This window comes from Dethiothermospora halolimnae, assembly GCF_037577855.1.
GTDB lineage: Bacteria > Bacillota > Clostridia > Tissierellales > VENL01 > Dethiothermospora > Dethiothermospora halolimnae.
This window is the reverse complement of the sequence record NZ_JBAKFX010000044.1, coordinates 1-24016: the sequence shown is the minus strand read 5'-3', so window position 1 is coordinate 24016 and position 24016 is coordinate 1. Positions and strand designations below refer to the sequence as shown.

The window sequence follows — 24016 nt, the reverse complement described above, 5'->3', positions numbered from 1 at the left end:
TCTATTGTAACTTTACATTATTAATATAATTGAAATAAAAAAATCAGCATTACTAATTTGCTGATTTTTTTGAATCCAATTTCTTTATTTCTATTATTTTTTTATACTACCCTCATAAATATAATATCCCTTAGACAACCCCTTAACAATAATCCCATAGATATATTTTTAATTAGTATATATATTTGCCATTATTTATTATAATGTTTCGTCTTTAATTACATCTACCACATTATCTTCTCTAATAGATTTTGATGAAAGTTTATAAGAAATCCAAACAGTTACTATCATAACTATTCCATAAATCAAAATTTCTCCCAATGGAAAAACGGGTAAAAATTGAGCCCATGTAATTTTTGCTCCCCATAACGCAAACCAACAAATTAAAAATATAAAGGGAATACTATTAAGAATAGGTTTAAAAGCAAAAAACACTCCTTCTAAAGCCAATATTTTATTTATCCCCCTTGGAGTTATACCTACTGAACGAAGCATGGCAAATTCCCTTCTGGAAAGTTTTATATTGTTAGAAATTGTAGAAAAGGCATTTGATATGCCGATTACGCCAAACATCAATGCTATAGCAAAACATGTTATCTTTATAGCCTGTTTAACTAGCCCATCATTTATTTCATTCTCTAACCTACTCCATATATGAAAATCTTCACTCCCAAGATAGGTTCCACAAATTTCTTCTAACTGTTCTCTTACTTTGGGACTATTTTCATTGCCAATTAATAGATAAATCTTCATTCTCTGATAGGCAAGTGCACGACTAGGCATAAAATCTGAAACAATGTTTTCATAAACTTCCATAGGAACTATAAAAGCTAAACTATATCTATTTAATCTAAAATCCTTGTGGGGAGAAACATCAGTAATGTATCCTACTTTAATATTAAATTTATTATCCGTTTTCATATCATCCCAAAGTTTCTCCTGTAAAAGAAATTTATCTCCCGGTTGTACCTTTAATAATGGGATTTTTTCTAGATTTTTCGAAGAGTCATCGTCCTTATAATATGTACTATTAAATAGAACCCCTTTTGGTAACCCTTCTTCATAATATTCTTTATAATCTACCCCAATCTCTTCACAATATTCTCTAAAATCTTCATCATCTAATCCTATTATATTTCCAGTAATTCTGTACTTTCCATCTCTTTTTAAAATATTGTATTTGTTTAATTTAACCTCTTCAAATCCTCCTACACTAGCAAAGGCCTCTGACTCTTTTTCACTTTCAACATAAGTTGAAGTACGAACTCTCCTTACAATGGTACTATCTTTTATCTGTGGTAAAGTTCGAATTTTATCTATCATCTCCTCCTCTGGTTCATAGTTAATGTTTAAATTCACACTCATATCATAGTACATATCCCCAGTATCCAATGACACTCTTAAATCACCTATCTTCATTATAGATAAATATCCAGATATAAGAATAAAACATATAGCAAGAGATATTATAGCAGTACGAAAGGTCTTTTTATGGAAAGTAAATTGACTTATTGCTACTTCCCCTTCTATGCCTAGTACTTTTTTGATAATTTCGTTGGATATTTTTTTTCTTATATTTCTTGAAATGTTATTTTGCCTTATTGCTTCTATAGTAAGTAATTTTGAAACCTTTCTTGCCGGAATATAGGCTGATATTAATACTGTAATCAATGCTATAATAACAGCAAAAACTATTACAAGCCATGAGAAGGTAACTTTAATATTGGTATAGCCTTCTATTACAGTAAGGATTTCATTTATTTTGTATACAACCATGTTACTAAATAAATACCCTATAATTATACCCGCTGGTATTGGAAAAACACTTAGTATGAGCCCTTCAAACATGACAGAATTTTTAATTTGCTCTGGTGTTGCTCCTATGCTTTTTAATATACCCAATTGTTTCATTCTAGCATTAGCAGATAAAGAAAATCCATTATAAATAATAAGAACAAAAGCAGCTATAACCAGCAATGTAGTTAATATAAATATTAATGGTGTTATCATGGAACTGGGACTAAAGTCACCTTTATCCCTTATGCCATATAGACCTAATAAATATTTATTATATTTAATTAGATATTTTCCATATTCGTCCTTTTTAAAGCCTACAGCCTCAGCTATTTCTGGTAATGTTTCATAAACTTTACGTGGGTTTTTCATACGCATATAAACTACTAAACTATCATTAGCCTCAATTCTAGAACGGTCTAAATAACCCATGGTTATATATCCAGGATATGCAGTAGGCGATGCTATATCCAACTTCCCTACAATGGTATATGCTTTATTTCCCTTAACTTTAAAAGTTTCTCCTTTATGTCTCTGATTGTCTGTATGAATTTTAGTATCTCCTAACATACGAGTGCCAATAGGAATATCTAGTCTATCACCAATTTTATAAGAAGGATTATCGGAAAAAAATAGTTTTGATACAGCTATCTCTCCATTTTTTCTAGGAAGTCTACCCTCTAAAAGTGCATTTTTTTCGTTCATATCCCTCCAATAGTTTCTACCTAAATCTCTCATTAACAGATATGGACGTTTTGTATTAGAAAGTCTGGCAGTAGTCCACTCTCCCTTAATCATGGTAGTTTCTACATTTGGGTTTCCAGTCACATATTTTAATTTATCTCCTCTAATACAATCAAATAACTCTCCGTGCCAATGACCTGTATTTTTTATTGTGGATTTTACTTTAGATTTCCATAAGCTATGTACCAAAATGGACAATGAACAAAGAAGTATGGAAGCAATTAATATAGCAACCATTATAGAAATAGTATATCTCTTATTCTTTTTTAAATGGTGAAATGTATATTCCAGTATAACTTTCATCTACTAATCACCTCATCTGAAAGGATTTTACCATCTTCTATAGCAATAATCCTATCTCCCTGTAGAGAGATTTTTTCATCATGGGTGATTAATAAAATAGTCTGTTTATATTCTTTGTTTGATATTTTTAACATATCAAGTATTCCTTCAGAATTTTTTCTATCAAGATTTCCTGTTGGTTCATCTGCTAAAACAATAGCCGGTCTATAAATCAGAGCACGTCCAATAGCAACTCTTTGTTGTTGACCTCCTGAAAGCTCGTTTGGAAAATGATTAAGCCTATTCTTTAATCCAAGCATTTTTACAATTTCGTCAAAATGTTTTCTATCAACCTTTTTACCATCTAGTAACATAGGCAATAGAATATTCTTTTTTACATTTAGAGTGGGAATAAGGTTATAAAATTGATAAATCAGTCCCACTTTTCGACGCCTAAATAAAGCAAGTTCCGTCTCATTCATAAGGGAAATATCTACATCTTCTATAAAGACTTTTCCTTTTGTAGGACGGTCTACCCCACCTAGCATATGTAAAAGGGTAGATTTTCCCGAACCACTTGCTCCAATAATAGAAACAAATTCCCCTTTATTTACATTGAAATTCAAATTGTCTAATGCAGTGACTTTTGTAGCTCCTTTACCATAGGTTTTAGTTAAGTTTTCTGTTCTCAATATTTTCACAGTGTTCACTCCTTTCCTTAATAACTTTATTGTACATTTGGTAAGTGACATTTTAGTGACACTGTTAAATTATTTTGAATAAAACTTAATAATGAATCTTGCTCCCCCTGTTTTTTTATTCTCACCAACAATTTCTCCATTTTGTTTCTTGATAATGGACTTAGCAAGGGCAAGTCCTATACCTATACTATCTTTAGAGGAATTTTTTCCCTTATAGAATCTGGTAAATAAGTGGGGAATGTCTTTTTTATTAAAGCCTTCTCCATTATCTTCAATAATAATCTTCGTGCAAATAGGATTTTGATTATATTTAATAGATATCTTTCCACCTGAGGGTGTATGTTCTAAACAATTTTTAACAATGTTTAATATGGCTTCATTACTCCAATAAAAATCCCCCATATAAGTTACAACGGTATTATCTTCAATATAAAGACTCTGATTGTTTTTTTCTATTATCAAAGTTAATGGTTCTACGGCACTACAAATCATTTCATAAACATTTACTGACTTTCGTTCTAATATTAATGTTCCAGCATCTAGCTTAGAAAGGGTTAATAAAGCAGAAACTAAATGATTTAGACGGTTAATTTGAGCAGAGATTCTTTCTATATATAAAGCTTCGTCTCTATTCATACTACTATCTTCTAGTAACTCAATCATCAGAGACATAGATGTAAGGGGGGTTTTAAGTTGATGTGATATATCAGCAAGATTGTCTGTTAGGTTTTCTTTTTCTTTTCTTTCCCTTTCTTCCCTTTCTCTAAGCATAACAACCGTCTTGTATAATTCGTCTTCCAAAATTGAAAATTCATCCTCTTTAGTTTTAGGCTTTATTCTATAATTTCCATCGTTGATATTATAAAGATATGCTGCTAAATCATCGATTCCCTTCAACTTTTTTCTGTTAAGCCATGCCAATAATCCTCCAAAGCAACAAATAAAGGAAATAATCAAAACTAAAGCACCTATTATTAATTTTTTAAAGTTTTGAGGGTTATAAAAAATGTGGGAAAATCCTTCCCCATATCCATATCTATCTAGTATTTCTTTTCCTATATCAATTTCTTCAACATTAATATCTTTAAGTGATGATACTAAAACTTGTTCTAAATCAGGGTAAACCTTAGTTGAAGAAGCTATAAGTTGTGCAGTTTTTTCATAAAAGATCCTTTCTGTTCCTCTATAAATGAATACACCAAATAAAGTACAAAAAATTATTACACATAAAAAACAAATAATTACCCATATCATAGTTTTCTTTTTCTTATACATTTTAAAGTCTAATCCTCCACTTTGTATCCCAGTCCTCTTACTGTTTTAATAACAGAAGCATCTCCAAGTTTTTCTCTTAACCTCTTTATTGAGACAGATAATGTATTATCGTTTACAAACTCTCTATTGGCATCCCAAAGCTTGTCTAATAAAACATCTCGTGTTAAAGTGCGATTTTTATTTTCTAATAATAGTAAAAGTAAGTTATATTCCCTAACTGTCAGTGATATTTTACAGTCATTTTTATATACCTTTGTTTGGGATTTAATTATTTTAATATCCTTACATCTTAAAACCTCATCTTCAAAATTTTGCCTTTTAGTTCTCCTTAAAACAGCATTAATACGAGAGAGTAAAACACTGAATTTAAATGGTTTTGTAATATAGTCGTCTGCCCCCATATCAAGCCCTTTTACTATATCACCTTCTTCATCCCTTACAGTAATAAAAATAACAGGAATATCTTTAATTGCTTTTACATAACGGCAAAACTCATATCCAATGCCATCGGGAAGATTTAAATCCAGTAATATTAAGTCAATATCAATATCAAAAAGCTTTTTACCCTCTTCTATATTTTCTGCGTGAATAACCTTAAAGTTATTTTTCCTTAAAAATGACTTTATTCCCAAAGTAATTGTATAATCGTCTTCTATTAAAAATATTTTAACCATATCAATCTCCTATATATAATTTTACTGCTTTATGACTAATTTTACTTCATTTATAATCATGAGTCAATGAACTGTGGATGCTAAACTGCTCTTTGTCTCACATGTGTTATACATGAAAATATACATAATAAATTTCCATCTCATCCTTTTTTATTTGTACCACTCTACAGTTTCTTATTTTCTCTACATAAAAGAAACATCTTCTAATAAAGTCTGAAAACATAGTTACATTCTCAAAACCATATTTATATTAAAAATCAGCAGACTATTAAGTCTACTGATTTTATTCAAAAGCTATATACCTCAATTTCCTTGTAAACGTATAACTGTCTATTAGTATTCATCTCAGCATAAAAAAACATCTTTCTCTGTTCAAGCTCCTGATATGTTAAAAAATCAAAAACCAGTGATTCACCTATTTTAATATTTCTCCTACAATTTTATTAAAAAATATACTTTGATTTGCATTATATGATAGAATCTCCTTTTAACTTAACTGGGATAAATGTTTCCATTTGTGCCCATCCTTGTGCTTCTATAATCTCTGGTGGTGTAATAATATGTCCCATAGCATAATGATTTTTATGAATATCCAGTTCTAAAATATCAGAATTCTTAATATATTCCAAGGCCCTATTATATAACTTACCATTTGTTTCTTCATCCCCGTCTTTATAAACATAAGTTATATAGTATCCCCCTTCGAAGTCAACCACTTCATTGTTACCATCATCCATATCCTCGGTTAATGCCCACCACCATACCATTCCTTGTCCTTCTTCATCAAAAAACAAAAAGTCTCTAGGTATAAAACTATCTCTTTCAGATAGTTTTATTTCAGAAAAATACTTATCAAACTTTCCTAAGATACCATTTGAAGAAAAATCAAATTCTTTATCTATACCAGATGATGCTGCCTTGAATGGTGGTAATGATATTATTCTAAATTCCATAACAATCCCCCCTGTTATTTTATAATTTATTAATTTGTCTTTTTATTATACACATACAACCTATTCTTTATATTTATTTACAACTATGTATTAAATTATATTTTTATACAACGATTATAGCACTAATCCAATTAATTTTCCATAGTTTTTTATCAGTAGATATAATTAGTTTAAAACCATTTATGTCATTGTATACTTATTTTTAGCTATTTATCTATTATATGTAAACATCACTTCATCAAAGTCTTCAAGACCTTCTTTTATGTTATGGGTAGTCATTATAAAATATGGAGATAGTCACTTTATTAATTTAAATATTTTTTTATTCTCAGAGTGTGTCAAGAATAAGTCACTATATTCCTTTAATTTAGCTTCATCGTCAATACCTACATCAAGGGGTGTATAAATAACATATACATTTCCATCTTTTTTAGCAAGTAGTTGTCCAGTCATAGGTGGATTGTTTACTTCTTTTTGGTATTGTTTCTCAGTCATAATAGCTATAGTGAAGAAATCTTGATATGAACCATCACCATATCTATATTGTGAATAAAAAAATGTAACAAAGTCATCGCCTTCCTTTACTCCATACTTATTTTCCCATTCTTTGGGCAAATCAATTGTAAACTTATATGTTTCATTGGTGTAGGAAATGGAATCTGATTTAATATCTACATTAGATTCTATTGACTTCTCACCATTTTCTTCTATATCATCAACATCCACGTTTTCTAATAAAACAAATTCTTCTATATATGTATCAAAGGCTAATATTGAATTATCGGCTGTGTACTTCAAAATGTAAATATACCTACCAACAGCTTTATAATAAGGTTTAGCTATATCCAAAAGCTCATTATTTTCATCGCTTGTATAAACTTGTTTACTTCTTAAATCTTGCACCTTCCAGTATGAGTCTCTATCCTGATATACAATATAATCTCCTATTAATTCAATTGAAAAATCAATTATAGTTGGAATAGTGGATTGAGCCCCCTCCCCCAATTTATAGGACTGTAGAATGTCTATTGAGTTTAATTGGTTTCGTGGAATAGAGATTAAATCAGAATATATTTTACCTTCTTCTTTATTAATGACATATCTAATACCCAATAAATACTTATCTTTACTATAATCTCCTTTTTTAAAAGAGAAATTAAAACCTTCAAGTTCCTTTGGCAATGCTATTTTTTCTTCTTTTTTCACTTTAAGGTTACCATCTATAGTCACCATCAATGCCCATAAGTTATCGGTATTTTTTCGTCTATTATATAATAATAACTGGGCTTTTTCAGTTTTTTTTGAATATATTATATAGGAGTTATAGTTATATTTATCTACGATTTTCTTTGCTAAGTTATAATCGAAATCCTCCAAAGACTGCTCCCCTTTAATATCCGCCCCAGTATCTATTGAACTAGAAATAGTGTCTTCTGATTTTTCCTTTTTAGACTCTTCCTTTTCCTTTGGATTTGTAACTAGCACAATACTGACTAATCCAATTAAAAGAAAAAGTATTACTATGATTAAATGTGAAGGTTTCTTAAATCTTAAAATATTTTTAATCCTCGATTTCACATTACTTTCTCCAAATGCTAAAGGACTACTATAAAATATTTTTTGGTTATTAACAGCTAAGGACAATAAAGAGTTGGAATAATCCTGTTTTATATCACTACCTAAATTTCTCATTACCCCTTCGTCACAGGACATTTCCATATCTTTAGTCATAAGTTTAAATGAAATCCACATAATAGGATTAAACCAATGTAATATTAAAAGTAGATATGAAAATGGTTTAATAAGATAGTCAAATCTTTTTATATGTATAAATTCATGCATCAAAATATAAGTGAGTTCCTCCTCCTTTACATATGTGGGAATATAAACTTTTGGTGTGACAATACCACAAACAAAAGGAGTCTCAATTTTATCACACTTATATACTTTTATATTTCTTTTCATTTTGAGTTTTAGCTTAATCTTGTCAATAATTGGTGATTTATAGATAAGGGCTGTACCCAAATTAGCTGTTAGTTTCCTATAACTAATGACACTATGTAAAACAAACCCAATAACTCCAATAACCCAAATAATAGCTACTATAAACAATATTAATTCTAAAGGGCTATAATTAGCTGTATCTATTGCTTTTGGTAATGATGTGTTTATAGAGTCCCTTATAACATTTGTTTCTGGACCCATTTGGGAATTGGTCATAACCTCTATATTTCTAGGTATATACTTAAAACCACCGGTAGCCTTCTGCACTGGTGAATCCATAATATTAAAGAAACTAAAACTAGAAGATATTGAAAAAGGACTAATTAATCGAAATAGCAGAACACTCCATAGAATATAAGAAAAACTCTTAGGAACTTTTTTAAATAATAAACTCCTAACCAAAATGATTATACCAGCAACATATGTTGCTGTTATACTGATTTCTAACATAGTTAGGAATATATCTTTTATAGTATTAATATTCATATCATTATTCCCCTCTACTTTCGTCTATAATTCGCTTTAGTTCCTCAGCCTCTTTTTCAGTAATCTTAGTACCTCCTAAAAAAGTTGCTAGAAACTTTGGCAATGAGTTATTAAAAATCTTAGCAACTAATTTTTCACTTTCATATTTTTTCACTTCATTATGTTTTACAATAGATGTGACCACTGTATTTTCATTTTTTAAAATGCCACGTTTTTGTAATTTTCTTAATACTGTATAAGTAGTTGATTTTTTCCAATCTAAATTTTTATTGCTAAGTTTTACTAACTTAGTAGATTTTATTGGTTCATTCTCCCATATCAGCTTCATAAACTTATACTCAGCATTAAAAAGCTTAAGTTCATTTTCCACTATAATCCCTCCCTATTAATTTTTGTTGTGGTTTATTCCAATAAACCTTTCTTGCATTATAGTTTACTGTAATAAACCACAATTGTCAATAGTTGTTTAACAATTTTATCAATTTATACCAGTACTAATTTAATCATATATCAAAGCCCTACTTCCAAATATTTAAAAAACCATATGTTTTACCACACAAAAATAAATGATAAGTTTTAATACCTCAATTTTCCATTAAAAGTAGAAAAAACAGCTGTTCTTTTGTTATGTAAAATTTTCAAATATTAAAGAAAGAATAATAAAACTTTAACCATGTAAAAAATAAGAAAAGGTTTGAAATGGAGTAAAATTAATTAGAATTTATATATTGCAAAATGATTTAAAATGGTTAAAAATATGTTCTAATCCTAATAAAAGCATTATAATCTGATGGGTTGTACACAAAAATATATATCAAAAAAACCGCTATTACTTATAATACAGTTTACCATATCATAAATAATAGCGATTTTTTTACACTCTAGCTAATTAAATTTTATTTTATAAAGTATTATCCAACAATGTCTGCCTTCACTTATAATAGTCCACTAGAACTCCTTTGGTCAACATGATCCCTTAGCTCTTTATTTTTTCCTCATTCTCTATTAGTTTCCCAACAATTTTTTCAGTTAAAGGAATAGCTACATTGGCTAAAGGAATGGATATAGCGATTCCAACCAATGAGGAGTTAATAAATGCTTTAAAAAAATCTTTAGTAAAACCTACATTTATTATTACCATAAAAAAAGCAATTGGAACAGATATTAATACTGCAGCTATACATGAGAATAGAATTCCCTTATACTTTTTATTAATTTTCATATAACATCCCCCCTTACAAACTTCAATTTAAATTTTTCCTCTAATGAAAAATACTAAAATAATATAACCAACTAAGTTTTATTAATATTATTAGTCTCCTCCAATGCCCTTAATGACATTTTTTTTAATGTTGATGATATTTTTTTAAGTTCTTCAGTGGTTATATCAACAGATATAGTTTTATCCCAAGATTCTAAAGTTTTATATATTCTTGTTTTTACTAACAAAGCCTTTTCTGTTAAGGCAAGTTTATATGATCTTTTATCATGTTTGTCCTTAAACCTCTTTATATAACCTTTTTTTTCAAGTCTTTTTAAGCTTCTAGCTGTAGCCCCTTTATCAATATAATAAATGGATGATAATTCTTCTTGATTTAATTCACCATTTTCATAAAGTTTTATTAAAAAGATATATTCTGAAGATGTTATATCTAAATCCTTTAACTCATTATTAATATAGACTTGAAACCTCCTATATAAAATAGAGATCCACCTTCCTAGTTCTTCATATACATTTTCCATATTTAATCACCTATTTAAAGTATAATTCAATATAGTTGACAAGTCAACTATTTGCCTAAACCAACAAGTTAGAAAATTAAAAACTCTATTGTTATTTAAAATCCCTAACTTATTGAGCCCAATTTTTTAGTTTTTTATCAAACTATTTTGCCTTTACCAAATTCTTTTTCTTATAGCAGTCTCTATATCTATATTTATTTTATATTTTTTTAATACTAAATATATAGTATCTGCTATAGATTCCCTTGCCACCGTTTCTAACTCACTTCCATTTTCATTAAACTCTTCTTCTAGATCATTAATGGCTAGAATTCTTTTATCTAACTCATCCTGTATCCCCTCTAAATTATAATTTCCTTTTTCACAGAACTTAATTAACTTATCAATTTCTCCCTTAATTTTATCCACCAAATAATTTGGAAAATAATTATCCTTGTACATATCCTGTAATAATTTCATATACATCCCTCCAATCAAAATTTTCACTTTATAATATCCTGATAAATAATATCTATTATTTCATCTAAACTCGATTCTTTATATATACATACTTCAGGAATGATACCTAATAAATCTTTTTCATTCCACCATTTTCTCATTTCTTTTTCTCCAAATTCATGTGCATTAGATTTCTGTTTATGGCGATTTAATGTTTCGTCAAAGGGTATATCGAAGTAATATGCAAAAATTTGATTATCAAATTCATGATTTAAATTCTCAAATAGTCTTCTATACCACTTTGAATTTAAAATACCTTCTAAAATTATGATATTACAATGTTTTTTCCCATATAATACAAGTTCATTTAATAATTGACTTGCTTCTGTATCGGGACCATCTTTCACATATAACATTTCTCTTCTAACAACATCTTGAGAAATTAGCATTGTACCGTGTCCAATTTTTTTCTGTAATGCCTTGGCTGTTGTAGTTTTGCCACTTCCTGAATTACCTCTTAGTATTATTAATTTTGTCTGTTTATCCATCTATTATTTCTCCTTCCAGAGTAATAAATTTCTACTTTATTTAATCTTTTAATATCCCCATGGTTTTTATTATTGATTCTTCAATTTCTTTAACCCATTTATCAGGAACCTTCTTCTTATTTATTAATCCTAGCATAGCAACTATATCTATAAGTCTTGCGAGTTTTATCCAGTCGCTAGATAAAGGTTGTTTTGCCGATGAATTATATCCCTTAAAGAAGTTATCATATACATCTTGTGTCCTATATTTATCTATAGCAGGTCTATCTCTAAAAAACTTACCAATGTCCAAATACCTAGATGATGATAAACTATATTCAAAATCTATAAACCATGGAGTATCTGAATTATCTATTAAAATATTAGATGGATGAAAATCTCCATGGGAATAAACAAATTGTGAGTCCATTTTTTTTAACATATCTTGATTTTCTTCAATGAAATCCAAAATATCTTTCTTTATTTCACTATTAATATGGTCACCCGCAAAACTATTTAAATTCTTTTTATATAATGTTTTTATAGGAGGCAAAATCTCTTGTATATTTAAATTTTTATTTAATAATCCTCTGCTTTCATATTCACGATTATGTAAAGAGGCTAGACTGCTGGCTATATCATAGACTATATCTTTAGGAAATTTTTTGTTCTTAATAATATATTTTTTTAAAGTAATACCATCAATATAGTCCATTATTACATATGCTCTATTATAAACAGTTTTTCTATCATCAAAAAAATATATATTAGGTACATTAATATATTCCTTTGCATATCTGTATGACGATACTTCTATTTGACTGTTACCACCACTTTCGGGATAAATCTTAAGTAAATATTTTATTTGTGAATCCTTTGTATATACTATGTAATTGCTTGTACTCATTCCTTGGGGTATAAGCTCTAACTTATCTATTTCAATACTTTTGTCATATTCTGCTAATAATTTTTGTGCTGTTGTTACATCTATATCTATATAATTATATAGTCTAGAATTTTTATTACTCATATTTCCCCACCTTAACAACTCTATTATTCTTTATCAACTTAAGATTACTAATTAATTCATAGATTAGATTGCTAGTTCCATCGACAAAGTGATTTAGTTCTTTTTCTGTAAAAAATATAAACTCTTTTCTTTTTTCTTCTAATTTGAACCCTTCTGTCATAATACCGATTTTTCTTATTATTGCCCCTTTAGGAAAATAATCAAGATAATCAGGAAACTCTTTTACCTTTTTTAGTATAGTATTATATTTTGATTTGGGATTGTTCTTTAAATAATTGTATTCTTGGGTGTGAATATCTGTAAGAATATTCTGCTTACCAAATACCTCTTTCAATGTGTCAAAATTCTCTGGATACCCCTTTACTCTTTCATATAGACTTTCTCTATTTTTAACTCTACAAAAGATATTTTTAACTCGTTCATCATCCCTAACAAATTTCTGAAATTGAACATCGGTAATAAGATGAGAATAATATCCTAAAAGAAAAGATATCTTTTCACATGAATCAAATTGTAAGCCTTCAATATATTTATTATAAAACCCTTCATAATCAGCAGATAGTTTATCCCTCTTCTTCTTCATCCAATGGGTGACTTCCCTTGATGGTGTAAATTTAGTCCAATCTTCATTCTCAACATTGCAATCTGGTGCAACATTACCAATCACAAATCCTTTTTCATCTAAATCTATGCCCTTTTTAAATAAATTATCTACAATTCTCAAATGTGTAATCCAATTTGCCATTAATTTTTCATCCCCCTACAGAACATTTTTAAACCCTTTTATCAATTTGTATGTTTCTATTTATAATACGATTATCCACACTTCATTTCCAGTGATTAGTAGACTTATATCCTATATTGTATGAAGTGAACTTATGCATTATTATCACTTGACTCCATAGGAAATTAGTAAGCCAAAAGCTTTGATCGCAAAAACATTATCATAATTCTCTATAAAGTATTTTCTAATCACTTCTTCTGATTCTACATATACTTCGGCTTCGGCTCTCGATAGTCCTCTATTCATAAAAAGTTTAATAATATTTTCTTTATGGTCATCAGATAATTTTTTATTCCAATTGTTTGATTTCATAAATGCCTCAACTAAATACTTATCAGAATATGGATTAATAAAATTCACTTTATCATTTAACCGGACATCTATGTTCCTTAAACCATACTCCTGCATATAGAAAGGTATTTTCATACCAATAAAATAGTCTCTTCCCTCAGACTCAAGTTCAGTCTTCCATAGTTTTTTCATTATTGTGGTCTTATTTGCAGGATTATATTTAGTTCCTTTAATATATAAGCCTGCATTTTCCAGTTCTCTGTTTACTTCAATACAAACTACCATACCTCCAGCTATAACTGAATCAACCATTTTCTTTAAAGTATCCTTTGGTTTAGTTAAGTGTCTTAAAAAGGCCTGACAAATGGCCATATCGTATTTCTCATGAACATTAAAGTCCTTAACATCACTTTTAATAAACTTTGTTACATATTTACTATACTTGAATATTGATTTTGCTTCCTCAAGAAGAGTGTCACTTATATCAACTCCAGTATATGTACTTCCCTTTGGTAAAATCGGAAGTAAGACCATCCCTAGATAACCATAACCACACCCAAAATCAATAATATCAATAGGCTCAATTATTTTCCAAACTTTGCTTACTAAAAACTCCAAGTAATCGTTATTCCAGAAACCTATCCTTGATTTTTTCAGATAGTCTAATTTATCATCCCAATGTTCCCCACTATCTGTTTTTCTTGACCTATACTCTCTATTACTTAATGGCTTAATCCCAAGGATCTGGTCAACCGATACTTGAAAATACTCTGACAGCTTTGGTAATAAATTTATATCAGGCATAGTTGTTCCATTCTCCCATTTGCTTACTGACTGAAATGATATACCTAGATATTCTGCTAATTGAGATTGAGTTATTCCCTTCTCTTTACGCAGCTTAGCTATTGTTAATTTGATACCACTCATATCCACCACTCCATCACCATGTTATTAATAATAATATATTTATATTTTATAACTTAGGGAGATTTAAAACAATAACTATACTGTTGAGATAATTCGCTTATAAGTTGAATAAAGATTAATTACCAAATATCTATCAGAAAAAATATAGAGTACAACTCAATTTATCATATTTCCAGCTTATAAAAGATGTTGTTTTTACACTTATTCCATTATACTATATTATGTAATAATCAGTATAAAAAACTACCCCTTTCCTTTCAGAGATAGGAGTAGTCCTTTTTATAAATGCCATTATGTTATAAATAATTATTTTAAGAAGTTTTTACTTTTACATCTAATTTGAAAACTAAAGGCTTTTAAAAGTGAAGGTGAAAATCCAAATTTATTGTTAAATGCTTTTGTAAAACCACTATGGGATTGATAACCATAATCTAATGCAACATTTATTATTTTCTTTCCATTTGTAATTTCTTCTGATGTTTTAATTAACCTCCGTTCTTTTACATATACCATAATTCTAGTCACAATGCCTATTTTTTTAGTTTCTATATAGTTTTGTAATTATAAAATACAATATAATTATTTATCTTATGATCATTAGAATATTACATGCTAATTCTATGTATATATTGATATTACTAGTGTTAACTTAGAAACTCAACTGTACCCTAGTCTAATATTTATCATCATGATACTTTTAAGAAATTTTCTTAATTCCATTAAATCTAAGCTCTCCACTATCATCCTTCCCAATGGAATATTCTTGATCTATCCACATATGATGAAATTTATTTTCTGATATTGGATATATTGGCATTTTCCACTTACAGCCTTGCTTTGCAAATTCTTTTACAAAATATAAGTTTTCTTTATCCCTTTTTACTTCTATTTTTGCTCCATTTTCTTCATATACACCTGTATAACTATCATAGATGTTTAAATCAAGCTCAAAAGCTTCTGGCCTTGATGGCATACTATACTCTTCATTAAATATTATTTTTCCAATGTTTTCATTAATATTAAATGAACTTGAAAACCCATAATTACTTAATACAAGGATAGTAATCTCATCGTCTATGTATCTCTGGAATTGATGATTGTATCCATTCCCCCAACTACCTCCACCGCTATGTCTAGCTCTTTTACGATTAAAGTTTCTGTCTATAATCCATCCATATCCATAATTGTATTTATATGGTGTGAATATCTCATCCATGGTCTTTTTTGATACAAGCTTTTCAGTGTATAGAGCTTTATCCCACAATAGCATATCCTCAGCAGTTGAATATATAGCTCCTGCTGAAAATGTACTCTTTGTGTCTATGTCACAACATATTAAATTTTCATCACTTGCATAATATCCACTTGCCTTGTTAGGAAGAATTTCTATATACTCATCAAGGCCGCTATCCTTCATTTCTAAAGGCTTAAAGATGTTCTCCTTAATAAACTCACGAAAACTCTGACCTGAAACTCTTTCAATTATGACACCTAGTAAATAGTATCCAAAATAACAATAGCTCCACCCTTTACCTGGTTCGAATTCAAGGGGCATATCTTTAAAAGTATCAAATACTTCTTCGTGGGTACATAGACGCTTACCAAGCATAAGATAAGGGTCTGCCACTGAAAAATTACTAGAAAGTCCAGATGTATGGGTCATTAGATGATGAATGGTTATTCCTTCGTCAAGCTCAGGGTAATCATGAAAGATTGTTCTTATATCGTCACTAGTATCAAGCATCCCTCTTTCTTTAAGAATCATTATTCCCATACAGGTAATTGCTTTTGTTAAAGAGGATATCCTAAATTTTGTCTTTTCTGTCATTGGAACACTATGTTCAATGTTTGCCATACCATAATTTTCATTAAATATCACTTCTCCACTCTTTACTACTGTAACTATCCCACTAAAGGGCCATAATTTGATGTATTCATTCATATACTCATGTATCTTATTTCTTATATCCATTTTAATCCTCCTCCATTTATCTATTACCTAAATATATACTCATATATTTAATCTTAATTTAATTGTTAATAGAATAAAAGGGAATTTAACTTTCGGTATTGTTTTTTACATATAATAAAAATTTGCTGATTAGCAGTTAATGATTCTAAAGTTATTAATATAAAAAAGCTGCCCTCCTAAAAAGAGTAGCAGCCATAAATCTATGATTTTTTACCATATACAATTTTCTTAATACTATCAATCGATAGAAAAAATTCCTTAGCTAGTTTGTTAATGTTATGTCCATTTTTATACTTATTAACTATATGTTCATTTCTCTTTTTTATATAATTGCGTTTTCCTGAATTCTCTCCCCACTTTTTCCTTGACTGTGGTTTAGATGGAATATATAAATATCCACCTTCAATGTATTTTTGAAGTTCTAAAACTAAATTGTCTGGTAAAATTGTTTTAGCATTAATATGGTCCACAAAGCTCATCTCCTTAAGATTTATTTTACTCTTAGGAAACAAAGCCTGTATATATGTAATTACTAATAAATCTAGGCGAATATATATGTCTCTGTACAAATTATCGCCCTAGGCATACTTACAGACTTTGTACAGAGTTTTGCATCTTTTTCATGCATTACGAACCCAAAATTCATAAAATCACGCTCCTTGAAATTTTCTATATTTATATAATATCATACCAAATATGAATATCAATTAAATTGTATAAAATTAAGTCTAGGTTATATACTAGTATATAATTCAAAGGAGGATTCTAAAATATGAGACGCTTATTTTGTTTACTTTACTTTTTCATTACACTAAGTCTTGTAGGGTGTATTAATCCTACTAATATTGATAATACAAGCGATAGTTCTAATGTTAATATTGATTTAGATTTTTCCCAAGTCAACAATGTTAATAACGATATTGAGTTAATAAACAAATCGGATATTTCTGATGTTTTACTAGAAAAAGATATTAAAGATGGCAATCTATTTATTTTTACACTTGATAACAAAGATACTATATACGGAGGACTTAAATACAACAATAAGTATTATAACTTAGGTGTAGTATCTGAACCATCCCCCTTAGATAGTAATCAAATTAAACTATTTGATTTAAATTTGAATAGTTCGTATGTTTTTGGTATTCAAGGAATATTTGGGTCACATACATTAGAGCGAAACTACTTTCATATTAAAGATAAAGTTCCTTATAAATTATTAACACTTAGTGGGTATATTATTGAAAAAGATTTAGATAATGATGATAAAACGGAATTCATTAATACCTATGGTACAATTCCTACTACAGAAATTTATATTTTTGAAAACAACAAGTTTTTTGTTAGCAATTTAAATAATATTTTAAATGCTGAAAGTGTGGCATTCAATAGAGATAAAGCTATTTTCGAAGTCATTTATAAAAAAGGGCAATCTAAACCAAAATTATTTCAATATGACAATAAAAAATTGATTACTGTTGAATAGTTATGATGTATTTATTATGGATACTGTTCAATTTACAATTTTTTTAACATTGCCAAAGTTAGACAGTCAAGGGACAGAGTTGATGACAATAAAGGTGCCAACAACCCCATCCCCTTGACATAACATGTTTCTTGGGACATCCATAAATCAAATATTAATCTTAGAAAACATATAATCAAAATATACTATATTTTTCTAATAACCGTATCACATACTAAATCTGCATATATGTTGATTTAACTTAGTTATAAGCCTAAATCGCCGTTATTTATGATACGGTTCACCATAACTATTGTATCGGCAATTCCATTTTTCGTTTATTATTTATAAAATAAAATTTAAGAATAGATGGTCTTAACACTTTAACTTTTTCATTGTTTATGTCATAATATAAGCCTATACCCCAAATACACAAAACCTTATTATATCAACAATCGTATGGGCTCCAATTGCAGATAATAAATCCCTTCTTCTTTGAAGAATAGCAAATGGTAATCCAAATAACAAACACAAAACAACTACAATCTGAAAATTAAATGTATCCAAATTAAAATGTATTAAAGTGTGTGGTACCACCATAATTAGATAAATAATAAAACTTTGAAGTTTTGAAAGTTGCTTATCTTTTACAATTCTAATACAAACTGCAAAAAATAAAAATCTAAATAATATTTCTTCTGCTATTCCAGCATTAAAAGCTCTTAAAACCCAGTATATGTTTAAAGAAAAGTTAACTTGTATATTTTGTAGTACTGCAAGTATAAGATTTATTACACCTAGAAGACCTCCATTAACAATTATAAGTGACAATGCCCCTAAGACATTCCTGTTCTTTTTAAAAAGAATTATCTTATTATTACTGTTTTTGAAAACACTAGTAGCACCTATATATGCAAGGATTGTAAAGACTCCTTCCACAGGGCTCGAAAGAACTGAAATGCTTCCAAAAGTAACTCCTATTAAAACATCTTTTTTCTCTACATTCTTATTTTTTACTATAAACCTTATTGATAGGCTACCAATAATAATAAACCAAAGAATATTTGCTTGATTTTTTGCTGCAAATGTCCATAGTATAATAGAGGCAAATAAAAGTGCTATTAATTTTAATGTATCATAGTATTGTGAATGGTAAAATAAAAGGGAGAGATTTTGGCAAATAAAAACGGAGAATTTTTTCCAAATAAAAACTGAGTTTGGCATAGCGAACTATTGACATGGAGGGTGGGTATGATAAGCTTCTTACGCTGAAGCCCTTTAATCTAAAGGGCTTCAGCAAGGGCTTGAAAACATACCCACAGAGGCTCCATGTCAATAGCAAACGGGGATAGCTGGAAATTTTTAAGTAAAGTTATTTGCCAATAATTATCCAAAACTAATTGCCGGTTACATCTGGCTTTTCTACATATTTAAATAATTTCTTTAACACTTCTTCTCACTTCCCTTTCATAATATATAGGATAAATATCCAGCTAAATATTACTACATTTTTATCGTCCTCTTCATCCTTATTTGCTTTTATAACAATATGATTATGTAAATTTCCAAATAAAAAGAGCCATAGACTTTAATCTACGGCTCCTAAAAATTAGGTGTAATATATGCCGAGAGATAAAAGATTAAAATCCAAATTGAAATTTAGATAAAACAAACAACTGTTAGCCAATAACAGTATCGCTCACCTATTAAATTCAACTACAGATTTTATCCTTCATCTCCGAGCTTCACTTATGTTATTTGATTTGTTAACATCAAGTGTTGCCGGATAGCATTCCACCTTTCATAATCATATTGTTATGGTTATATATTACATTAAATACATAATTACGTCAATATAATTTCAAGTTTATATATTATTTAGATTCTGAAATGCTAAATCTATAACTATTTAAACCATTCACAAAATCTATTGGTGTTGGTACATATTCATACCATCTTTCTATATCATATACAATAACCTGTTCAATAGATGCTGATATTTCTTTCTCTAATCTCTTTTTGTAATCTCTCAGACAATACTTTATATAATTTTATATAACAATATAGTTCAAAAGCAGAGTTAAATACTTGTTTATTTTCTATATAGTTAATAGCATATTCTATTAATTTGTCTACATCTAATTTTTTAACATTTTCTTTATACATATATAAATATGCTAATATCTCAGCAGAAGGATTACCCCAACTTTTATCTATTATTGTCATTTCATTATCTTCATCATAATGCCACCTAGGAGCATGAGGAAAATCATTTACTTCCTTTGGAACTGCATACCATCCATTTCTATTGCTATTAAAGGATGATTCCAAATATCCTATAGCTGACACTATCATTTCTTTTGCTTCTTCTAGACTATCAATTTCAGATAAAAGTCTAATTCCCATAGATGTAGCCATTGGCGAAGAGTGGGGCAAGCTAAAATCTGATTCTATTCCATGTCCAAAACCCCCATCTTCATTTTAATATTTTTTTAATTCATTTACTATTCTATCCTCTGATCCATTAAAGAAATAGTGGTGGAATATTGCATTTTCTAATGGTCTAGCATACCTTTTAATGGACTGTGAAGCCTTTTCAAAATCCTTAGCTCTTAACACTTTCAATAGTCTCACTCTCTTTCATAAAGTTTATTTCAAGCACTTCTACTTTATATGTGTATAAAAACTGATTATATTTCCATCAATGTCACGTAAATAGAAAGAACGACTTCCCCAAGGTTGTATTGTTGGTTCTTTCACCCAGTCAATATTCATCTCCTTTAGTCGTTCATATTCTTCATCAACATTTTCAACATTGAATTCTAGAATTATACTTTTATTTGATTCAGCTTGAGCTGAACCTGGAGCTATACTTTCGTGGGCTTTCAAATCAAAGACCGATAACATATTATCTCCAACTCTAAATACAGCATAATCTTCTCCATAAAACTCTGCTTGAATTTGTAAAACCTTTTCATAAAACTCACTTAGCCTCTTGACGTCATTCGTTATAATACAACAATTCGTTAGATTCATTATTAGTCCTCCTCAATATTTTCTTTCTATTTTAATACTAATACTTACTATTGTATTGTAAAAAGTGGACATTCGTATTATAATCTTCCAGGAGTTTTTCCATAAAAAGCCTTAAAGTCCTTAATAAAATGAGCTTGGTCATAATATCCGTTTTCAAATACCACATCTTGAAAGTTTATATTTGTAGCTTCATTTAGTTGTTTAATTATGTTTTGAAAACGTATGATATTTATAAATGTCTTTGGGTTTGTACCTATCCAGTTTTGAAACTTTCTAGATAGTTGTCTTTGACTTATATTCATTTCTTGTGATAAGTTTTTAATAGATATTATTCCTTTATGTTTGTAGATTTTATATAATGCACTTATCATTAATTCATTTGATAAACCAGCTTTTACTAGCAATTTTACTAATTCTGCTTCAATAATCATTAATTTCTCATTTAATGTTTCTGCAAAATATAACCTTTCACTTATCTCAAAAGCAACTTTTCCTAAAATATCATCCAATAAAACCAACTTATCTGTAAAATCATTTGCTGAAATTTTAAGAAATGGAACTATCCCTCCAGGCCAGAAACGAACTCCTAGAAACTCATTTGTGCCCTTAACTTTCTCTTCTGAAAATTTAGTCATTAATCCACATACTGACCCACATTTGCCTTTACTTATTTCTTCTATATCAAACACAATATCCATGCATCCATCGGGTATAACTCTACTTGTAATAACTTCATTTCTAGTATTGATTGTTTTAGAAATCCAATAACAGACTATATAAGGTTGAAGTTCCCTAATAGGATAATATTCTCTGTATATTGTACTTTGTTGTTTTATGTTAGACCATAATTTTTCTCCCTGAGTCGGTATAAAGTTATTTAGATATTGTTTTGTCATAGTTATATCCAACCTTCTCTAAAAATAATTTTAAAGTATGTTTATAAAGTTTTATACACATAGTCACTTCATTCTTTTATTTATTTCTTATCAATTTCATATGATATTAAAATCTTTTTTAAATGTTTAATTCTAAATCAAATAGACTACTAATCATCCTGACTTACGGACAGTAAATATCCATTAAATTACATATGAAACTGCCGTCATTTGTGATACGGTTCTCCGTAGCTTTGTTATCGGCGGTTATTTAAATATATGTTAACGTGGTATTGGTTTAATTAAATTTGCATCTAAAATAATATACCTTAGACCTCTTCATTAGAACTCTCTGAATAAACCATTAAATAGAAGTTTAATACCATTACTGACTTTAAATCTCTTACATATTTCATAGAATATAATTTGAATATCATCTTCAAAATTATCTTTAAATTCTAGGTTATAAATTTCTAATTCACCTAAACTTTCTTTTGTCTCTGACAATAAGTTCATTGCACTTTGAGTTTTACTTGATAGATATTTTATAGTACCTCTATGCACTAGTCTTAGTATTCTATACCAATTGGACCTATCAGGTAATAATCTAGAATTAACTTCACATCTTACAATATTATCTTCACTCACTACAAAATCTTCATTAATATCTAATAAAACTATACTTTCTTCCAATTCTTTATAAGAGATAGTTTTTCTAATATCCATATCAATACAGATTCCATCTTTATGAACTAGAACTATTATACCTTTTGGATTGGTAGTAAAGTTAGTCATTACAGGTTTTCCATGTACTGTTATTAACTCATCAATTTTATTGTCAATATCTATTCCCAATAATATTAAATCAATGTCTGAATATTTAGTTGCTGTCTTGTTGGATAAAGAACCCTTGAGTAAAATTGATACATTATTTTTTTGGCAATATTTATACATACTTTCTAAGTAATTCTTATGTTCTGGTGATGGATAGTTAATATCGAAATCTAACATGCTAGTTCTTCCCCCTTAACAAATTTTTGTCATTGATTTACTTATTTCATAATTAAATTAAGCATCTACTATAACCCAGCATCTATAATGCTTCTACTTCAAAACCGCCGTTACTTATGGTACGTTTCACCATAACTAATCCCAAATCTTTGTAATTTTATCCAAGCATTATAGAACTTATCAATTGACAGAAAAAGTTTTCTCAGTTATATTTGTCTAATATACTTTATATCTAAGGGATAAAACCTTGTTAAGGCTATACTTTCAACCTTTCCCTCCATTACTTTAAACCTATTAACTAATAAACTAAGTCCCTTCATTAATCTATCATTATCAATACCAATTGTCATGGTACAATGGGGTACCCATAAATTAGGCTTATATAGTTCATCTATATTTGAATCTAATCCACTGTTAACTGCTATTTTATATAGCTTTTTATGTAAGTCCAATAGTTCATTTGTTACTTTTGGTTTAATAAATGAAACTCCACCACTACTAGGGAATACACCTATACTTGCCATATATAATGAAAATTTTTGAATTTCATTGCTAAACAGCTTATATACCTCTGTCAATTTTCCCTCATCAACTTTATCATCAAAAACTAATAGTGCTAAGTGAGGTCTACCAGCTTCTTTATACATAAAATCACATATTCCTTTGTCATATAACTCCTTCCAATATGATTTTAAAATCTCCTCGAAATCTTTATTAAAATATAGTTCAATTGAGTATCCCATATAAAATCCCTCCTCGTATAATATAGTTAGAACATTTGATAGAAAATAAAGTTCTTTTCTACCAAACATTCTCACTAAAAATAACTTCAATATTCATATTCTTAAATAACCTTTTAATACAAAACTTATCTTATTTTTTTTATTATCTATCAAATTTCTAGCAAGGTGGTCTAACTTGCTAATTCATAATATAATATCTCTTGAATAGAGGATAGACGTATCCCTCCTGGGAGGTTTTAAACCTATACCCGTAGTTTAGCA

General features: G+C 28.6%; 25 protein-coding genes. 1 reads left to right on the top strand and 24 read right to left on the bottom strand.

All coding sequences use genetic code 11. The features are described 5' to 3' along the window. Positions 1-198: 198 nt before the first annotated feature. From V6137_RS15275 to V6137_RS15195, 17 genes are all read right to left on the bottom strand, one after another. On the bottom strand, positions 199-2841 hold the full coding sequence (locus tag V6137_RS15275; RefSeq protein ID WP_425448819.1) for an ABC transporter permease: 2643 nt from the start codon (positions 2839-2841) through the stop codon (positions 199-201). Continuing rightward, positions 2838-3521, bottom strand: coding sequence for an ABC transporter ATP-binding protein (locus tag V6137_RS15270; RefSeq protein ID WP_425448818.1), 684 nt, complete (start codon positions 3519-3521; stop codon positions 2838-2840). The genes V6137_RS15275 and V6137_RS15270 overlap by 4 nt, the downstream gene beginning before the upstream one ends. Before the next feature lie 69 nt (positions 3522-3590). Then, positions 3591-4775, bottom strand: a complete 1185-nt coding sequence (locus V6137_RS15265; RefSeq protein ID WP_425448817.1) for a sensor histidine kinase — start codon at positions 4773-4775, stop codon at positions 3591-3593. A gap of 29 nt (positions 4776-4804) precedes the next feature. Then, positions 4805-5470 (bottom strand): response regulator transcription factor, encoded by a 666-nt coding sequence (locus V6137_RS15260; protein WP_425448816.1) that lies wholly within the window; start codon positions 5468-5470, stop codon positions 4805-4807. A 467-nt stretch (positions 5471-5937) separates the two neighbouring features. Beyond that, the gene (locus V6137_RS15255) at positions 5938-6423 is read right to left on the bottom strand and encodes a hypothetical protein (RefSeq protein ID WP_425448815.1); all 486 of its coding nucleotides are present in this window, start codon (positions 6421-6423) and stop codon (positions 5938-5940) included. A gap of 297 nt (positions 6424-6720) precedes the next feature. Continuing rightward, entirely contained in the window at positions 6721-8913 is a 2193-nt protein-coding gene (locus V6137_RS15250; RefSeq protein ID WP_425448814.1) for a M56 family metallopeptidase, read from the bottom strand. 4 nt (positions 8914-8917) lie between these two features. Then, entirely contained in the window at positions 8918-9283 is a 366-nt protein-coding gene (locus V6137_RS15245; RefSeq protein WP_425448813.1) for a BlaI/MecI/CopY family transcriptional regulator, read from the bottom strand. A 606-nt stretch (positions 9284-9889) separates the two neighbouring features. Beyond that, positions 9890-10135 (bottom strand): DUF2798 domain-containing protein, encoded by a 246-nt coding sequence (locus V6137_RS15240; RefSeq protein ID WP_425448812.1) that lies wholly within the window; start codon positions 10133-10135, stop codon positions 9890-9892. 71 nt (positions 10136-10206) lie between these two features. Further along, positions 10207-10656, bottom strand: a complete 450-nt coding sequence (locus V6137_RS15235) for a MarR family winged helix-turn-helix transcriptional regulator (protein WP_425448811.1) — start codon at positions 10654-10656, stop codon at positions 10207-10209. Positions 10657-10809: 153 nt separating this feature from the next. Then, complete coding sequence (locus tag V6137_RS15230) at positions 10810-11115, bottom strand: DUF5713 family protein (protein ID WP_425448810.1); 306 nt, start codon at positions 11113-11115, stop codon at positions 10810-10812. Between the two features lie 23 nt (positions 11116-11138). Continuing rightward, positions 11139-11642, bottom strand: a complete 504-nt coding sequence (locus V6137_RS15225) for a kinase (RefSeq protein ID WP_425448809.1) — start codon at positions 11640-11642, stop codon at positions 11139-11141. A 40-nt stretch (positions 11643-11682) separates the two neighbouring features. Beyond that, on the bottom strand, positions 11683-12651 hold the full coding sequence (locus V6137_RS15220) for an aminoglycoside phosphotransferase family protein (RefSeq protein ID WP_425448808.1): 969 nt from the start codon (positions 12649-12651) through the stop codon (positions 11683-11685). Then, positions 12644-13396 (bottom strand): zinc dependent phospholipase C family protein, encoded by a 753-nt coding sequence (locus V6137_RS15215; protein ID WP_425448807.1) that lies wholly within the window; start codon positions 13394-13396, stop codon positions 12644-12646. Before V6137_RS15215 ends, V6137_RS15220 begins: the two co-directional genes overlap by 8 nt. A 144-nt stretch (positions 13397-13540) precedes the next feature. Next, positions 13541-14653, bottom strand: a complete 1113-nt coding sequence (locus tag V6137_RS15210) for a class I SAM-dependent methyltransferase (RefSeq protein ID WP_425448806.1) — start codon at positions 14651-14653, stop codon at positions 13541-13543. A 306-nt stretch (positions 14654-14959) separates the two neighbouring features. Then, a complete protein-coding gene (locus V6137_RS15205) occupies positions 14960-15178 on the bottom strand; it encodes a helix-turn-helix domain-containing protein (protein WP_425448805.1) in 219 nt (72 codons plus the stop codon). 172 nt (positions 15179-15350) lie between these two features. Further along, the gene (locus V6137_RS15200; protein WP_425448804.1) at positions 15351-16625 is read right to left on the bottom strand and encodes a serine hydrolase domain-containing protein; all 1275 of its coding nucleotides are present in this window, start codon (positions 16623-16625) and stop codon (positions 15351-15353) included. A gap of 200 nt (positions 16626-16825) precedes the next feature. Beyond that, positions 16826-17095: a CD3324 family protein gene (locus V6137_RS15195; protein ID WP_425448803.1), complete on the bottom strand. Its 270-nt coding sequence runs from the start codon at positions 17093-17095 to the stop codon at positions 16826-16828. A gap of 302 nt (positions 17096-17397) precedes the next feature. On the opposite strand from V6137_RS15195, the gene V6137_RS15190 reads away from it, so the two are divergent. Next, on the top strand, positions 17398-18111 hold the full coding sequence (locus V6137_RS15190) for a hypothetical protein (RefSeq protein ID WP_425448802.1): 714 nt from the start codon (positions 17398-17400) through the stop codon (positions 18109-18111). Between the two features lie 396 nt (positions 18112-18507). Here V6137_RS15190 and V6137_RS15185 read toward each other — a convergent pair whose 3' ends face one another. From V6137_RS15185 to V6137_RS15155, 7 genes are all read right to left on the bottom strand, one after another. After that, positions 18508-19314: a CPBP family glutamic-type intramembrane protease gene (locus V6137_RS15185; protein ID WP_425448801.1), complete on the bottom strand. Its 807-nt coding sequence runs from the start codon at positions 19312-19314 to the stop codon at positions 18508-18510. Positions 19315-20073: 759 nt separating this feature from the next. Continuing rightward, positions 20074-20508 (bottom strand): hypothetical protein, encoded by a 435-nt coding sequence (locus V6137_RS15180; protein ID WP_425448800.1) that lies wholly within the window; start codon positions 20506-20508, stop codon positions 20074-20076. 63 nt (positions 20509-20571) lie between these two features. Continuing rightward, a complete protein-coding gene (locus V6137_RS15175) occupies positions 20572-20715 on the bottom strand; it encodes a hypothetical protein (protein WP_425448799.1) in 144 nt (47 codons plus the stop codon). 39 nt (positions 20716-20754) lie between these two features. After that, positions 20755-21126, bottom strand: coding sequence for a VOC family protein (locus V6137_RS15170; protein ID WP_425448798.1), 372 nt, complete (start codon positions 21124-21126; stop codon positions 20755-20757). 77 nt (positions 21127-21203) lie between these two features. Beyond that, positions 21204-22022 (bottom strand): AraC family transcriptional regulator, encoded by an 819-nt coding sequence (locus V6137_RS15165; RefSeq protein WP_425448797.1) that lies wholly within the window; start codon positions 22020-22022, stop codon positions 21204-21206. Positions 22023-22343: 321 nt separating this feature from the next. Next, positions 22344-23012: a hypothetical protein gene (locus tag V6137_RS15160; protein ID WP_425448796.1), complete on the bottom strand. Its 669-nt coding sequence runs from the start codon at positions 23010-23012 to the stop codon at positions 22344-22346. Positions 23013-23218: 206 nt separating this feature from the next. Further along, complete coding sequence (locus V6137_RS15155; protein WP_425448795.1) at positions 23219-23755, bottom strand: 2'-5' RNA ligase family protein; 537 nt, start codon at positions 23753-23755, stop codon at positions 23219-23221. Positions 23756-24016 lie beyond the last annotated feature (261 nt).

Coding starts and splice junctions, on each gene's coding strand:
- V6137_RS15275 (WP_425448819.1), bottom strand. CDS start 2,841: ATGAAAGTTATACTGGAATATACATTTCACCATTTAAAAAAGAATAAG.
- V6137_RS15265 (WP_425448817.1), bottom strand. CDS start 4,775: ATGATATGGGTAATTATTTGTTTTTTATGTGTAATAATTTTTTGTACT.
- V6137_RS15260 (WP_425448816.1), bottom strand. CDS start 5,470: ATGGTTAAAATATTTTTAATAGAAGACGATTATACAATTACTTTGGGA.
- V6137_RS15255 (WP_425448815.1), bottom strand. CDS start 6,423: ATGGAATTTAGAATAATATCATTACCACCATTCAAGGCAGCATCATCT.
- V6137_RS15250 (WP_425448814.1), bottom strand. CDS start 8,913: ATGAATATTAATACTATAAAAGATATATTCCTAACTATGTTAGAAATC.
- V6137_RS15240 (WP_425448812.1), bottom strand. CDS start 10,135: ATGAAAATTAATAAAAAGTATAAGGGAATTCTATTCTCATGTATAGCT.
- V6137_RS15235 (WP_425448811.1), bottom strand. CDS start 10,656: ATGGAAAATGTATATGAAGAACTAGGAAGGTGGATCTCTATTTTATAT.
- V6137_RS15230 (WP_425448810.1), bottom strand. CDS start 11,115: ATGAAATTATTACAGGATATGTACAAGGATAATTATTTTCCAAATTAT.
- V6137_RS15225 (WP_425448809.1), bottom strand. CDS start 11,642: ATGGATAAACAGACAAAATTAATAATACTAAGAGGTAATTCAGGAAGT.
- V6137_RS15220 (WP_425448808.1), bottom strand. CDS start 12,651: ATGAGTAATAAAAATTCTAGACTATATAATTATATAGATATAGATGTA.
- V6137_RS15215 (WP_425448807.1), bottom strand. CDS start 13,396: ATGGCAAATTGGATTACACATTTGAGAATTGTAGATAATTTATTTAAA.
- V6137_RS15210 (WP_425448806.1), bottom strand. CDS start 14,653: ATGAGTGGTATCAAATTAACAATAGCTAAGCTGCGTAAAGAGAAGGGA.
- V6137_RS15200 (WP_425448804.1), bottom strand. CDS start 16,625: ATGGATATAAGAAATAAGATACATGAGTATATGAATGAATACATCAAA.
- V6137_RS15190 (WP_425448802.1), top strand. CDS start 17,398: ATGAGACGCTTATTTTGTTTACTTTACTTTTTCATTACACTAAGTCTT.
- V6137_RS15185 (WP_425448801.1), bottom strand. CDS start 19,314: ATGCCAAACTCAGTTTTTATTTGGAAAAAATTCTCCGTTTTTATTTGC.
- V6137_RS15180 (WP_425448800.1), bottom strand. CDS start 20,508: ATGGCTACATCTATGGGAATTAGACTTTTATCTGAAATTGATAGTCTA.
- V6137_RS15170 (WP_425448798.1), bottom strand. CDS start 21,126: ATGAATCTAACGAATTGTTGTATTATAACGAATGACGTCAAGAGGCTA.
- V6137_RS15165 (WP_425448797.1), bottom strand. CDS start 22,022: ATGACAAAACAATATCTAAATAACTTTATACCGACTCAGGGAGAAAAA.
- V6137_RS15160 (WP_425448796.1), bottom strand. CDS start 23,012: ATGTTAGATTTCGATATTAACTATCCATCACCAGAACATAAGAATTAC.
- V6137_RS15155 (WP_425448795.1), bottom strand. CDS start 23,755: ATGGGATACTCAATTGAACTATATTTTAATAAAGATTTCGAGGAGATT.